The organism is Pseudoalteromonas sp. L1, assembly GCF_021728095.1.
In the GTDB taxonomy this organism is placed as follows: Bacteria; Pseudomonadota; Gammaproteobacteria; order Enterobacterales; family Alteromonadaceae; genus Pseudoalteromonas.
The window spans coordinates 679,701-693,899 of the sequence record NZ_JAKKCT010000002.1 but is presented as its reverse complement, the minus strand read 5'-3'; the positions used below and the strand labels follow the sequence as shown (position 1 = coordinate 693,899).

The window sequence follows — 14,199 nt, the reverse complement described above, 5'->3', positions numbered from 1 at the left end:
TCCTATTATCGCAAAAATAGGGACTTTACTGTAACGAATACGTTAAAGTAAGCATGCATATACTATTTTGCTATGTGCATGCCTATACATCAGACCAAGGTGTATTTTTTCTTACCTTAACGTGAAGAGTCCCATGTTTTTTAGTCAATCATTAAAGAATAAAGTTACTGAATTAGACGATGAGTTGTTTACTGTTTCACAAGTAAAAAATACGCTCGACAGTAAAATGCTTACTTTAGAATTAGATAAAAATGCACATATCTTGTCACTGAATGAACAAGCAACCGTTGAGCTAGGTTATGAGAAGAATCAACTGATAGGCAAACCACTTCTTAGTTTAGTGCCTGAACTGGCAAGAACGACACGCCATTACCACAGCTTTAAAAAAGCGCTTGATGATAAAGAGGCATGGGTAGGTGCTGTACAGCTTGTAAATGCCCATAATGAACAAGCGTGGTTGCGGGTTATTTTGCATCCGGTTATTAATAGGCAGCAGCAGTTCCAGCAGTTTACTTTGCATGCCAGTGCACTTACCCGAACCATAGAAACATCAAGAGAAAACCAAGATTTAGTAAAAGCGATTCATCGCTCAATGGCGGTGATTGAGTTTGATTTATCTGGCCATGTAATTACTGCCAATGAGCAGTTTTTACAAGGCGTTGGCTACACAAAACAAGAAATAGTGGGAAAACACCACAGTATATTTTGCGAACCCGAGGAGGCAAACTCAGCAGACTACGCCGATTTTTGGAAAAAGCTTCAAAGGGGCGAGTTTATTGCATCGCGCTTTAAACGTGTTAATAAATATGGTGAACCTGTCTGGCTTGAAGCAAGCTACAATCCTGTTTTTTGTGAGCAGGGGGAGCTTTATAAAATCGTAAAATTTGCAACAGTGATAACAGAGCAAATTAATCGTGAAATAGCTGTATCTCAAGCTGCTGAAATTGCATATAACACCTCAACAGAAACTGACCAAATCGCTCATCAAGGCGCTGAGGTATTAGGTGATATGGTGAATGTAATGGACGAACTTGCAAAAAAAATGGAGCAAGCAGCAACGGAAATAGCAGCACTTGATAAGCAATCTCAGCATATAGCTAATATTGTACAGAGCATTAGCAGTATCGCAGATCAAACTAATTTACTTGCTCTAAATGCGGCAATCGAGGCTGCAAGGGCCGGTGAGCAAGGCAGAGGCTTTGCGGTTGTTGCCGACGAAGTAAGGCAGCTAGCTTCACGCACTTCGAAAGCGACAGTTGAAATTGTTGATGTTGTACAGCAAAACAGGGCACTGACGCAAAATACGGTAGAGGTGATAGAGCAAGGAAAAAGTAAAGCTGAGCAGGGCTACAGCCTTGCAACTGAATCCGGAAAAGTGATGAGTGACATTCAAAACGGCGCGCAAAAAGTGGTGGATGCGGTTGGTCAGTTCGCTGACCAACTTAAATAGTGTTACCTGTGCTTGTATTGGGTTTTGCAATAACCACGTAGAATATCAGGGTGGCGAAGTTTTATATGCTTACTTTGCCTCCCAGATACGCGTTTTCGCCAAAGTTTAAAACTTGAGTTTGTTAATTGCTCACGCATTAACGTGATAACGCTTTTTTCATTTAAGCCAAACTGTTGGTTTATTGCTTCAAACGGGGTTCTGTCTTCCCACGCCATCTCTATAATACGAGATATTTCATGATCTAAGTGCTGCATTACGGCTCCTTTTTGTAGCTTATACGTAGCTGCAGCGGATTTAGATTATAAGATATCTTGTTGCCAGTGCTCTGCTAAAAAGTCGATGAACGCCCTCACTACATTTTGCTGGAAGTTACGTGATAAATACACCGCCCATAAGTGAGAGCCAATTGTTGTATGCTCTGGCAGTACTTTAACAAGCTCTCCCGATGCTAAATAGTCATTAGCAAGGTCACAAGGCAAATGAGCCACCCCCATCCCTTGTTTTGCTGCTTTTAAAAGTACGCCCATATCGTTGGCAACAATGTTGCCCTTAACAGTCACTTTTTGTGTGTTGTCGTCACGTTGAAATTGCCAAATAGTGTGTTTGTTATGAATAAGGCAATTGTGTGCAGTTAAGTCACTCGGCTCAAAAATCTGTGGGTTCACAGCTAAATAATCGTGTGATGCACACACTGCAGTTGCGATATACATGAGCTTGCGGGCAATGAGCCCGTCATCGGGCTGGTGGATATAACGCAAAGCAATATCAACGCGGTCATCAACCAACTGCGATAAACTATCTGAAAGTAACAGTTCAAATCGCGTCTGTGGATGGCGCTTGGTAAACTCTGCAATGGCATCAAACAGCTTATGTTGGCCAAGTCCAATGGGAGAGGCAACGCGAATAGTCCCCACCAATTCATTGTTATGACTGTGCGCTCGGCTTTGTAAGTCAGACACTTGATTTAGTATTTGCTGGCAATAGCTAAGGGCTTCTTCGCCTTGAACAGTTAAACTTACTTTTCGTGTTGTGCGATGAAATAACCTTAAACTTAGCCACTTTTCAATATCTTGAATATGCCTAGAAACTTGTAACCGGCTCAAGCCTAAATGTTCAGCGGCCTGAGTAAAGCTGCCTGTACGGGCAACTTCGACAAAGCTAGTAATTGAATTGAGTTTGTCCATTAGTATCTTAAAGTGAAACAATGTGTATCTATCTAGTGTATTTATCAGTAAATAGTGAACAAGTAAACTGCAATCATTGAAACAAACAACGGAGAATTCCTCATGAAATTAGCAGTTATTGGCGCAACAGGTTGGATTGGCAGTCACATTACATCAGAAGCAATCGCACGTGGTCATCAAGTAAATGCACTAGTAAGAGATGCAAGTAAAGTAACGCAAGATAACGTTACTGTGACTGAATTTGATTTAACAAAAGACGATATCGCCAGTGCAGCAGCGGGTAGCGATGTTGTTATTGCTGCAATTGGTGGTCGTGCTTTAGGTAACCATGAAATTGTAGCAAACACAGCAAAGCAATTACTAAACGCGCTTGCAGGTACTGGCGCACGCATTTTATGGGTGGGCGGTGCAGGTAGCTTAGAAGTGGCATCCGGTGTAACACTGGTATCAAGCCCAGATTTTCCTGCTGAATACAAAGCAGAAGCCATTGCTCAAGGTGAAGCGCTTGATGTATTTAGAGCATCAACAACAGATACGTCGTGGACCTTTGTATCACCCGCTGCGGTTATCTACCCAGGTGAGTCAGAAGGCCCATACCGTGTCGGTGGCGACAGCTTCTTTACTGATGCAAACGGCGAAAGCAAAATATCAGTCACCGACTATGCAAAAGCGATGCTTGATGAAGCACAGTCGGCAGCACATTTAAATCAACGTATTAGTGTTGCTTACTAATAACGAGTCTTTCTTCAGGCTCATAAAATGGTATGCTTAAGTGATGTGTTAAGTTACCTATTTAATTTATGAGCCTGCTATTTTCTGTTGCACTTGCAACCATACCCGCCTTACCTGAGCCCGTTGCGAACAATGCTGTTGCCAAAGTTGTTATTGATGAACACGCCTACTTTTTAAGCTTTATGGGCCTGAGCTCAGGCAAAACACATAATGATGTTCACAATAAAGTGTGGGTCCTTAAAGTGGGCGATAATGCGTGGCAAGCAGCTAAAGCGGTGCCAAGTACATTGCCCCTTACTGGTCGTTTGGCGAGTACCGCGGTGGGGGTGGGTCAACATGCTTATGTATTTGGTGGCTATACCGTTAGTGCCGACCATCAAGAAATCTCTACTCCCGATGTATATCGCTATGATGTGCGCTCTGATTCATACACGCAACTTGCCAATATGCCTGTGCCGGTGGATGACAGTGTGGCGCTTTCATATAAGCAGCGTTATATCTACTTAGTCAGTGGTTGGCATAACGATGGCAATGTTAACCTTGTTCAAGTTTATGATACGCAAACAGATACTTGGCAACAGGCTTCGCCCTTTTTAGGCCAACCGGTGTTTGGTCAAGCGGCGGCAATTAGTGGCAACACTATTTTAGTGTGTGATGGCGTTAAAACACAGGCGAATGCAGATAAGCGTCGTTCATTTGCTGCGGTTGCACAGTGTTTAAAAGGCACAATTGATGCTAATAACCCATTAAAAATAGATTGGCGTACCGTGCCACATCCAACAGGTGTTGCCCATTACCGTATGGCTGCAACCAATTTCAATGGCGATATTTATATGATGGGCGGCTCTGATAACCCATATAACTACAATGGTATGGGATACGATGGCAAACCCGCGCCAGCGAGTGATCATGTTTGGCGCTTTGATGTTAATAAAAACACGTGGCAAGTGATGCCAAAAGCCGATACTGCGAGCATGGATCATCGAGGTTTATTAGAGCACCAAGGAAGCTTGTATCGTCTTGGTGGTATGGACAATAATCAACAAGTGACAGCCGATGCACTTGGTTACAAGGTGGCGCTTTCTTTATGAATACACTCTATATAACAGGGGCGGGAGTGAGTGCTGCTAGCGGTATACCGACCTTTCGTGGTGAAGATGGCTTTTGGACCATTGGTAGCAAAAATTATACGCCGATGGAAATGGCAACCCGTGCTATGTACGAAAACAACCCTCGCGAATTTTTAGCTTGGTATTATCATCGTTTTGCAACCTATCGCCATCACGGTCCCAATGAGGTACATCATTGGTTGAGTGATAAAAATCTTATTACGCAAAATATCGATGGTCTTGATGGCAAAGCAGGTAATACTGATTTTATTGCTATTCATGGTCGCTTAGATCAAATGACACTGTTTCACCATCAGGGTGACGATGTGATGGCTTTTAACGCGCCGTGGGATAAAGTTAATGAAGACAATCTCCACAACTCCTTGCTTGAGGTGTTCAATATTAATAATGAAAGCCCGATGATTAACGAATCGTTTAAGCCTTACGTGTTGTTATTTGACGAATACTACACTGAACTTTATCGAATTTCAGAGGCGCAACAGCGTATGCTCGATGCTGATAAAATCGTCTTTATCGGCACCTCGTTTAGCGTCAATATTACGCAAATGGCACTCGACATTGCACGTAGTCGAGGCACACCAATAGAAGTGGTTGACCCCGATCCTACTCATGTATTTCATTCTAATGTAACCTACCACAAAATGACAGCGCTTGAGTATGTTCAGCAGCAAGGGTAAAAAATAAGGCGCTTATATTAAGCGCCTTATTTAATTAATTTTCAGCTTTTGTTGCTGTGATGTTTAACCGTGCCTGTAAGGGGTCGGGTAAAAACTCTGCAGTCCCTGATTTGCTCATTTGCAGTATAAAAGATTCATCAGTTTTATATGCTTGCCATGTTGGTAAACCTGGGCCATTTGGTGTGCCTAATTTAATAAAGTTAGTCACATAACGGTGCATTATTTTAGCGGCTTGCTTATCTTGCTCTGTGGTGACATGCCCATATTTCGCTGCCACAGTATTAAAAAAGTACGGAATTTCGCTGGCGTGCTCTGCACCAGGTTTATCTAAGGTTTGCGCCACATAGCCAAAACGATACAAAAAGGCATCTTTACACATATCTGTCACACGTTTTGCAACGAACCTTGCTGGTTCTTGCATTAAAGTATCTTGACCAACTTGATAATTGAGTAAAGGCAATGGCATTTGGTCATCTGCATCGTAAGTCATTTTTGCTTGTGTACTGTGCGGAGCAAAACTTGCGAATAGCGCCTCTTTTGAAGCAAAATTAGCAAAGCCTAAATCCATATCTGTTGTGCCGACCATGGTCGCAACATGGCTAAATGTGCCTTTACTCAAGCGCGCTTCTGTCGCCGAATTGATGATAGTGCCATCAATAATTGGTCCGCCAACGTAGGTAGACTCATCATCATTTTGTCGGTTTAATGTGCTCAGATTGAGGTTATCAACCACGTCTTCGGCAGATAATTCACGTAGTGCAGCAAGGGCATTTTCATCACTGCCTAAAATGGTGTGTTGCTTGGCAAAGTTTTCGCCAATTTTTTCGGCGCTTAATACAGTGTCGTTATCACTTTTAAGTGGCAATTGCTTAAATAGCTCTCGTCCGCCTGCCGACATAATAATCGCTTGTTGGAATAAGCCATTAGCAGCAGGGGTTTGCATCATCGCATGCACCGATGCGCCACCAGCCGATTCACCCATGAGTGTCACTTTAGAAGCATCACCACCAAATTGAGCGATATTTTGTTTCACCCACTCAAGGGCAGCAATTTGATCCATTAATGCGTAGTTGCCTAGTGCATCATTCTCAAAACGAGTAAGAGCAGGGTGTGCAAAAAAGCCAAATCGGCCTAATCGATAATTAAAGCTAACAAAAATAACGCCTTGTTTAGCAAAACTTTCACCCGAGTAAACAGCGGGAGATGCGCCACCATTTACAAAGCCACCACCGTGTATCCAAACCACAACAGGGTAGGGAGTATCGCTGTGTTTCGTGGGTTTAAATACATTTAAATAAAGGCAGTCTTCCGAAGGGGTTGTTGTAAGCGGCGCAGCATCGCCAGTAAATGGCTTTTGCATACAGTCAGGGGCATAATCGTTAAGTACTTTTACATCTTGCCACTTGGGCACAGGTTGCGGTGCTCGCCAGCGTAAATCACCTACAGGGGGAGCGGCGTAAGGAATGCCTTTATAAGTTATTACGTGACCCTGTTGCTGTCCTTGGATTAATCCACCATTGACTTTGATATTGTTACTTTTTGGTTGCTCTTGGCAGCCTTGTAAAAAAATAGCTGAGCTTAGTAATACAGAAGCACACAGAATAGAGTTAAAAAAACGAGATGTCATCACATAGCCTAGGTAGAACTGGTTAGGCTTATAATATTAACATATTCATACAGTAACAACGAGAAAACCAGTACAGCACCAAGGGGAGTCTGTACTGGTTTAGTATTTGGCTAAACCACGCGGTGCGTTGTTCATTAAAAAGACTAAGTTAGTCTTTTATCACTTGGGCAGAAGTGAGCCAAATTTAGCTAACGCTTAAAAGCGTGTACGAATACCTAATGTAATACGACGCTCAAAGATATTTTGAGTAATCACATTGTCTGACCACTGGGCGTATATATCTTCTTTTTCTTCGGTTAAATTGCTGATTGACGTATAAATGCTCATATCTTCTGCAAATTCATAACCAGCATACATGTCATAATACAGTGTACTTTTAGTCCAAAACGGCACCACGCCTTCGCCCATAGCGGAGCTTAAGCTATCGAGACGGTCACTACGATAGTTTGCAGCTAAGCGAAGTTGTAATGGGCCTTTTTCATACCATAAAACAGCATTAGCTGATTTTTCAGAGTTGTCTTGGATTGGTAGACTTTTACCGTAAACATCGACGTTAGCGCTGTCACTCGGGGCATAGGTAAAGTTTAGAGATGTACCTAAACCATCAAAAGGTTCTGGCAAGAAGTCGAATGCTTGTTGATAGGTAACCTCAAAGCCTTTGATTTCACCACCTTCACCATTAATTTCGGTCGTTACAGGTACTTCGCGACGAATTACGCCGTCAATGTCTGGCAGACCCAGCATTACAGTGCCACTTTCGACAAATGATTCTATATCCATTAAGAAAGCAGAAATACTTAATAAGCCACTTTCATTAAAATACCACTCGGCAGATAAGTTATAGTTAGTTGCGCGCCAAGGCTCCAAGTCTGGATTACCATTTTGCGTGCCTTGTACCGCAACGAGTAGATCTGGGCTCACACCGAGTTCAGCTGCGAGGATATCACCTGCACGAGTACGACCAACACTGATGCCGCCTGCAAGTTTACCAATGTCTAGCGTTGTCATTGTTTTGCCGTAACCAGCACGTAGAATGAAATCTTCAGTGAGGTTTAAATTAAAGTTCATTGATGGTAAAAAGTCTGAATAATCACGACTTAACCATTTTTCACCTGTTTTTTCACTCGCGGTACATAATGAACATGGACGTGCTGAACCAAGTTGGTTTTGTAACATGTCGAGTTCTGTTTTGATGTATTGCGCACCAATATTTGCGGTGTAACTCATATCAGCCAACTCACCTGCAAAATTAAATTTAAAGTAAGCTGATTGGGTTTGCTCTTTTACTTTGTAAGTGCGTGATGGGTTAGCCAGTCGTTTATTCCCTGGGTAAATAGCATTTTGAAATGCCATAGGGTCATCCATTACCTTCGGATCGATAAGATAAAACCCTTGTCCTACACCACCTGGCCCAAAGTCATTTATTTGGTTTACCCAGCCGTCTGGTAAATCACTAAAATAGTTGGGATGACCAATAGTTAAATCACCACCCGCAACGCTGTTTTCACCATCGCCATTGGTATCGCCTAAAGAGGCCCCTGAGTCTTTCCACATGACATCAGCGGTAATATCACCAGATGTAAATGGTGCCACTAAAATATACGTTTCGCGCTCTACATCGCGTTTTGATGCCCGTAATCCAAAGTCGACGTTAGTGAGGTGGTCTGTTGAAAACTCATAACGGCCATCAAGTCTAGCAACATCAAGCGTTGCTTCTTCTTCGAAGTTATTTTCTGAGTAAGTTGATACTAGGTTATATTGATTGATATCGCTGCCAAAGCCTTCCTCAAAACCTAGGGTGATGTACTCGCCAGTACGAGAGAAATCAACCATGACAGGATCTGGGCCAACACCATTTGGGTTAACCGGTGTTGCGCCTGTGCCGTCGTTTCTAAGTAAGCCATGTTGTGCGCCAGAGGTTAAATAACCATGCGCTACATTTTCGGTATGACCGCGCTCGGCACTACCATGAATGTATCTGAACTCACCTGAAAGAGGGCCATCTCCTTGGTATTCAAAGAGTAAGCTTGCGTTAGTTGATTCACGATCATTGGTTAAGCTTTCTGAGTAAGCACTGACACGTCGTGCTTCTAATGTGGCGTCGTTAACAGTGTAAATTTGTCCACCACGGTCGTTGTCGAGGCGTGGTATAAAGTTATCTGAATAAGCCCAAATCTCGCCGCGCGCATTATCGACCATCATCCCTTGTTTGCGATCCGCATCATCCATGTCGGTATAGAATATATCACCGGTAAAAGTCAGTGAATCAGACAACTGATATTGCACAGTGGTGTTTAAGCCGAGGCGATCTCGCTCAGTTTCACGATGCATTACGCCATAAAAACGTTGACTGTAGTAACTGTCGTTTAAGTCTCCATCACCATTGAAATCTCGAGAGGTTTCATTTTGAATCTCGTTGGAGGTTAAAATCGTGCCATTACGGTAGTTAGCAAGTGTACTTTCATCATAAGCGGCAGTGAAAATAATACCAAATTTGTCATTGTTATAGCCCGCGAATGCCACTAACTTAGGATCGGTTTCTTCGGATAAGCTGCCGCGTGTCGCTTCGCCTGTAAATGAAAAAGTCGTGCCTTGTTCTAAGTCGAATGGGCGGCGAGTTTTTAGATCTAATGTGCCTGAAATACCACCTGCGAGAATATCGGCTTGGGGAGACTTGAGTACATCAATACCCGATAAAAGCGCAGCAGGTACGTCAGTGAAGTCAGGTTGAAGTGTTGTAATTGAGCCTGCACTTAAAAATTGTTCGCCATTTAACAGCGTTGTCACTTGCGGCATACCACGAACATTAATCGTTGAGCCTTCGCCTGCTGAGCGACGAATTTGAATACCGGGTATACGTTGTAGAGTATCTGCAATGGTCACATCGGGTAATTTACCAATATCTTCTGCGGTGATTGAATCCATCACACCAGTACTAAAGCGTTTGTTATTAATATCTTGCTTGTTACTGGCTGCAATACCACGTACCTCAATGGTTTCTATTTCATCGTTTGTCAAATCACTTTGCTGCGCGGCTACTGTATTTAGGCCACTTAGCCCACAAATGACCGCTGCCACAGCCTTAGCCGTTATGCTTGGCGAGAGTGTATGTTGGTGACGGGTTTTAGTTTTCATTTTAAACGTTCCTCATCCTGTATTTTTAAAGTTAATTATTATCTTCTGTTAATTTGTAACATGTATTGACTGTTGGTGTGTTATTAATTAACATTAGATTTAACAAAATTGCAATACCCATTACATTAAATAAGTCACATTTTTTGTATGGTTTTTAATGAAAAGTAATTAACCAGCTGATTTATATGAAGAGTTTTTGAATGAAAAAATTAAGCGTTGCAAACTTGGAAACCGTAAGCCGAGCCAATAAAGGACTCGGTAATGTTCAGCAGCTTCACAAATCAGGGTGGAACATTGCACAGCAAGATGTCAGTTTGCCATGTTTGTGTCTGTATGAATCACGCCTATTGAATAACATTAGCTGGATGGCTGACTTTACCAACCAAAGCCATGTGTTATTTGCTCCGCATGGTAAAACAACCATGACACCTGCCATCTTTAAAAAACAATTAGCGGCTGGAGCATATGCAATTACTGTGGCAACCACAGCTCAAGCTGTGGCAGCAGTAACGAGTGGCGCTGAGCGAGTTTTGATGGCTAATCAATTGGTTGGTCGGGCAAACTATCAACAGCTTGATGATTTGCTCAGTAGCAATGAAATTGTATTTTATTGCTTGGTCGATAACCTTGATAACGTACGTATGCTTGGTGAATATTTTGCTAATACTCAGCACACTATTCATGTACTGATTGAGCTTGGCGTTCCTGATGGCCGCTGTGGTGTGGTAAACAGTCAGTTATTGGCAGAGTTGATCGCAGAAATAGCAAAATTCGATTCATTAGCTCTAGCGGGTATAGAGGTTTATGAAGGTGTGCTGGGCGATCCCCTTGCCGTGAGTCAATTTCTTGAGTATGCGGTTGCGACCTGCAAACAGCTTATTGCCGATAATGCGTTTGATACTAAGCAAGTGATGATCACCGCTGGTGGGTCGGCATACTACGATTTAGTGTGTGAGGCATTTCATCCTGATAATTTAACCGAGAATATGATAGCCGTGTTGCGACCTGGTTGTTACGTCACTCACGATCAGGGAATTTATGAGCAAGCCCAACAGCAAATTTTAGCGCGCAATGAATTGGCATGCTCTTTAGGAAGTGAGCTGACATCTTGCTTAGAAATTTGGGCGTATGTGCAGTCAATGCCCGAGGCGGGAAGGGCTATAATCGGCTTTGGTAAACGAGATGCAGCGTTTGATGCAGGGTTTCCAATCCCAACACTATATGTTGATCAGCAAGGGCAGATAAGCGCGGCAAATAGCAATTGGAAAATAGAAAAAATGATGGACCAGCATGCCATGATGAAAGTACCAAATGATACCACACTTCGGGTTGGTGACATGGTAGCCTTTGCTACCTCTCATCCGTGCTTAACATTCGATAAGTGGCGCTACATCAACGTAATAGATGATAACTACAATGTGGTTGATGTCGTCGAGACTTATTTTTAGGAGAAAGACGTTTGGATATAGTTTCAAGAATAAAAGAGCGCTTGGGTCATCTACGCCAATCAGAACAAGCTGTTGCTCAGTTAATTTTAGCTGATTTGCAATTTGCAGCTTCGGCAAGCATTAGTGATTTGGCTGACAAAGCAAACGTGAGTCATGCATCAATTACACGGCTAGCGAAAGCGCTCGGTTGTAATAATGTCCGTGATATGAAGTTGCAGTTAGCGCAATCTTTAGCGGTTGGTGAGCGTTTTATCACTGAAAATAACACTCAGCGTGAAGATATACCGGCAATTTATCAGGCCATTCATGACATTTTGGATGTCAATGCAGGGCTAATTAATCAAACTGATGTTGAGCAAGCAGCTCATTTCATTGCAAATAGTCGCCATAGTTTGATTTTTGGTGTGGGTGGAGGAAGCTCAGTGGTTGCGCAAGAGTGCCACAACCGATTATTCAGACTTGATATTTTAAGCAATGCTTACAGTGACCCTGTAATGATGCGCATGACTGCAGCAAGTGTCGATGTGAGTGATGTTGTGGTGGTGTTATCACTAACAGGCTATACCAAAGACTTAATTGATGCAGCGAATATCGCGAAAGATTATGGGGCAAAAGTGATTGCGATTTGCCCAGAGAGTGAACTTGCTAACACTGCCACTATTCATTTACCAATAAAAACAAATGAATCTGACTATATTTTCACACCAAGTACAGCGCGTTATGCCATGTTAGCCGCAGTCGATGTGCTAGCAAGTGAAGTGGCAATTTTAACGCAGAAAAAATCACGCGAAAAACTACGTCGTATTAAACACGAGTTAGATGAATATCGCCAAGGACCTGATCGCGCCCCATTAGGAGATTAATAATGCACAGCAAAGACTCACGGCCTGTGGATACATTGATTCTAGGGGCGAAGGTATTTGATGGCCAAGGTAATGAAGCCTCAGTCACTGATGTAGCGATAAGCGATGATCGCATTATTGCAATTGGTAAGCTCAACGAATTGCCTGCTAAACAAGTTATAGATGCAAAAGGGTTATGCTTAGCGCCTGGTTTTATTGATGTACATACCCATGATGACTTGGAAGTACTGCGTAACCCTAATATGGCAGCGAAGATCAGCCAAGGTGTCACAACGGTCATTACTGGAAATTGTGGGATCAGTGCTGCCCCTGCTGTGGTAAGTGAAGCAGCCCCAGATCCGATGAACTTATTGGGGGCACTCAGTGAATTTAAATTTGCCACCATGGCTGATTATATCCACGCTTTGCAAGCAAGACCTGCAAATGTGAATGTAGCGGCTTTAGTGGGCCATACCACATTGCGTAATAATGTCATGGATGATCTTTTGCGAGGTGCAAATGATGCAGAGATTAAGCATATGTGTAAAGAGCTTGATGCTGCTCTTGCAGCTGGCGCGATTGGCTTGAGTACGGGGCTTGCTTATAAAAATGCGAATCAGGCCCCCAGTGATGAAGTTCAAGCCTTTGGCCCTGTTTTAAAAGCCCATGACGCTATCTATACAACTCATTTGCGTACTGAGTTTGACGCTGTCATTGAGGCGATGGATGAAGCGTTTGCGATGGAGCAAGCTTTTGATATAAAAGTTATTATTTCACATTTGAAATGCGCTGGTAAAAATAACTGGGGACGTGCGCCAGAGCTGATTAATCGGTTTTCAAGACAAGGTTCGCATTCTCGTTGCAGTTGCGATGCTTACCCTTATGCAGCCAGCTCAAGCACTTTGGACTTAAAACAAGTGACCAGCGACTTCGAAATTTTTATAACGTGGTCAGATCCTCACCCCGAAATGGCGGAGCGTTCGCTGCAAGATATTGCAGATACATGGCAGTTGTCGTTACTTGAAAGTGCTAAGAAGCTGCAACCGGCTGGTGCTGTTTATCATGGGCTTGATGAGCAAGATGTGGCAATGATTCTAGCCTTTGAAAAAACCATGATTGGCTCCGATGGTCTGCCGTGTGATCCTCATCCGCATCCTCGTTTGTGGGGATCGTTTCCTCGTGTATTAGGTAAGTATGCACGTGATGAGAGCATTTTCTCACTCGCAACAGCAATACATAAGATGACAGGACTCAGCGCTCGTAATTACGGTTTAACTGACCGTGGTGAGATTAGCGTAGGAAAGTTTGCTGATTTGGTGCTTTTTGACAGCGATGCCATTTGCGATAACGCCACATTTATTGACTCTGAATTACCAGCATCAGGTATTCACAGAGTGTGGACCAATGGTCAACCAACCTTTATTGATGACCAAGTAGTGCCTGCATATTCGGGCAAGTTTTTAACTTCAACTGGAGAGTAATATGATTAAACGTATAGGAACAGAGGGCGGTACAGGCACCGGTGGGCAGCATTTACCTTTTGCACGAGCCATCGAAGCTGGAGGCTGGTTGATGGTGTCTGGGCAAACGCCAATGAAAGACGGTGAAGTGGTTGAAGGTGGCATTATCGATCAGTCTCGTTTAGCGATTCAAAACTGCATCGATATTATGGATGAAGCGGGTTATGGCCTTGAACATGTTGCGCATGTCAAAGTGATTTTAACGGATGCGCGTTACTTTCAATCATTTAATAAGGTGTTCAAAGAGGTTTTTGGTGAGCACCCGCCTGCTCGAATTTGTGCCGTCGCAGACCTTGTTGTTGACTGCAAAGTTGAAGTCGATGTGACGTGTTATAAAGCCCCATAAATTAAAAAAGTTCGACAGCCTAGGCTGTTGAACTCATACATAAAAATAATTATAAGCACCAAAGCCGTGTAAAAAGCATAAAGCAATGATAATAATTTGGCTGAGGTG

At 43.0% G+C, this 14,199-nt stretch carries 12 protein-coding genes; 8 read left to right on the top strand and 4 right to left on the bottom strand.

Annotation, left to right across the window (positions count from 1 at the left end; all coding sequences use genetic code 11):
• Nucleotides 1–133: 133 nt before the first annotated feature.
• Nucleotides 134–1,450: a PAS domain-containing methyl-accepting chemotaxis protein gene (locus L3V38_RS09220; protein WP_237119195.1), complete on the top strand. Its 1,317-nt coding sequence runs from the start codon at nt 134–136 to the stop codon at nt 1,448–1,450.
• A 2-nt stretch (nt 1,451–1,452) separates the two neighbouring features.
• Here the strand turns inward: L3V38_RS09220 and L3V38_RS09215 are convergent, their stop codons facing one another.
• Both L3V38_RS09215 and L3V38_RS09210 read right to left on the bottom strand, forming a co-directional pair.
• Nucleotides 1,453–1,704 carry a TIGR03643 family protein gene (locus L3V38_RS09215; RefSeq protein ID WP_130151843.1) on the bottom strand — a complete coding sequence of 84 codons (252 nt, stop codon included), beginning with the start codon at nt 1,702–1,704 and terminating at the stop codon, nt 1,453–1,455.
• Nucleotides 1,705–1,749: 45 nt separating this feature from the next.
• Nucleotides 1,750–2,634 carry a LysR family transcriptional regulator gene (locus L3V38_RS09210; protein WP_237119194.1) on the bottom strand — a complete coding sequence of 295 codons (885 nt, stop codon included), beginning with the start codon at nt 2,632–2,634 and terminating at the stop codon, nt 1,750–1,752.
• Between the two features lie 102 nt (nt 2,635–2,736).
• Between L3V38_RS09210 and L3V38_RS09205 the strand changes: the two genes are divergently transcribed.
• The 3 genes from L3V38_RS09205 to L3V38_RS09195 all read left to right on the top strand — a co-directional run bounded on the left by L3V38_RS09205 (nt 2,737) and on the right by L3V38_RS09195 (nt 5,173).
• Nucleotides 2,737–3,366 (top strand): NAD(P)-dependent oxidoreductase, encoded by a 630-nt coding sequence (locus L3V38_RS09205; RefSeq protein WP_237119193.1) that lies wholly within the window; start codon nt 2,737–2,739, stop codon nt 3,364–3,366.
• 68 nt (nt 3,367–3,434) lie between these two features.
• The gene (locus L3V38_RS09200) at nt 3,435–4,457 is read left to right on the top strand and encodes a kelch repeat-containing protein (protein ID WP_237119192.1); all 1,023 of its coding nucleotides are present in this window, start codon (nt 3,435–3,437) and stop codon (nt 4,455–4,457) included.
• The gene (locus L3V38_RS09195) at nt 4,454–5,173 is read left to right on the top strand and encodes a Sir2 family NAD-dependent protein deacetylase (RefSeq protein ID WP_237119191.1); all 720 of its coding nucleotides are present in this window, start codon (nt 4,454–4,456) and stop codon (nt 5,171–5,173) included. Before L3V38_RS09200 ends, L3V38_RS09195 begins: the two co-directional genes overlap by 4 nt.
• A 34-nt stretch (nt 5,174–5,207) precedes the next feature.
• Here the strand turns inward: L3V38_RS09195 and L3V38_RS09190 are convergent, their stop codons facing one another.
• Together L3V38_RS09190 and L3V38_RS09185 are read right to left on the bottom strand one after the other, a co-directional pair.
• Nucleotides 5,208–6,800, bottom strand: a complete 1,593-nt coding sequence (locus L3V38_RS09190) for a carboxylesterase family protein (protein ID WP_237119190.1) — start codon at nt 6,798–6,800, stop codon at nt 5,208–5,210.
• A 195-nt stretch (nt 6,801–6,995) separates the two neighbouring features.
• The gene (locus tag L3V38_RS09185; protein ID WP_237119189.1) at nt 6,996–9,935 is read right to left on the bottom strand and encodes a TonB-dependent receptor; all 2,940 of its coding nucleotides are present in this window, start codon (nt 9,933–9,935) and stop codon (nt 6,996–6,998) included.
• Between the two features lie 200 nt (nt 9,936–10,135).
• Between L3V38_RS09185 and L3V38_RS09180 the strand changes: the two genes are divergently transcribed.
• From L3V38_RS09180 to L3V38_RS09165, 4 genes are read left to right on the top strand one after another with little or no spacing between them, the layout of a single operon-like run.
• Nucleotides 10,136–11,383: an amino acid deaminase gene (locus tag L3V38_RS09180; RefSeq protein ID WP_237119188.1), complete on the top strand. Its 1,248-nt coding sequence runs from the start codon at nt 10,136–10,138 to the stop codon at nt 11,381–11,383.
• Nucleotides 11,384–11,394: 11 nt separating this feature from the next.
• Nucleotides 11,395–12,246, top strand: coding sequence for a MurR/RpiR family transcriptional regulator (locus L3V38_RS09175; protein ID WP_130151835.1), 852 nt, complete (start codon nt 11,395–11,397; stop codon nt 12,244–12,246).
• Nucleotides 12,247–12,248: 2 nt separating this feature from the next.
• Nucleotides 12,249–13,706 (top strand): D-aminoacylase, encoded by a 1,458-nt coding sequence (locus L3V38_RS09170; RefSeq protein ID WP_237119187.1) that lies wholly within the window; start codon nt 12,249–12,251, stop codon nt 13,704–13,706.
• A gap of 1 nt (nt 13,707) precedes the next feature.
• Nucleotides 13,708–14,091: a RidA family protein gene (locus L3V38_RS09165; protein WP_130151833.1), complete on the top strand. Its 384-nt coding sequence runs from the start codon at nt 13,708–13,710 to the stop codon at nt 14,089–14,091.
• Nucleotides 14,092–14,199 lie beyond the last annotated feature (108 nt).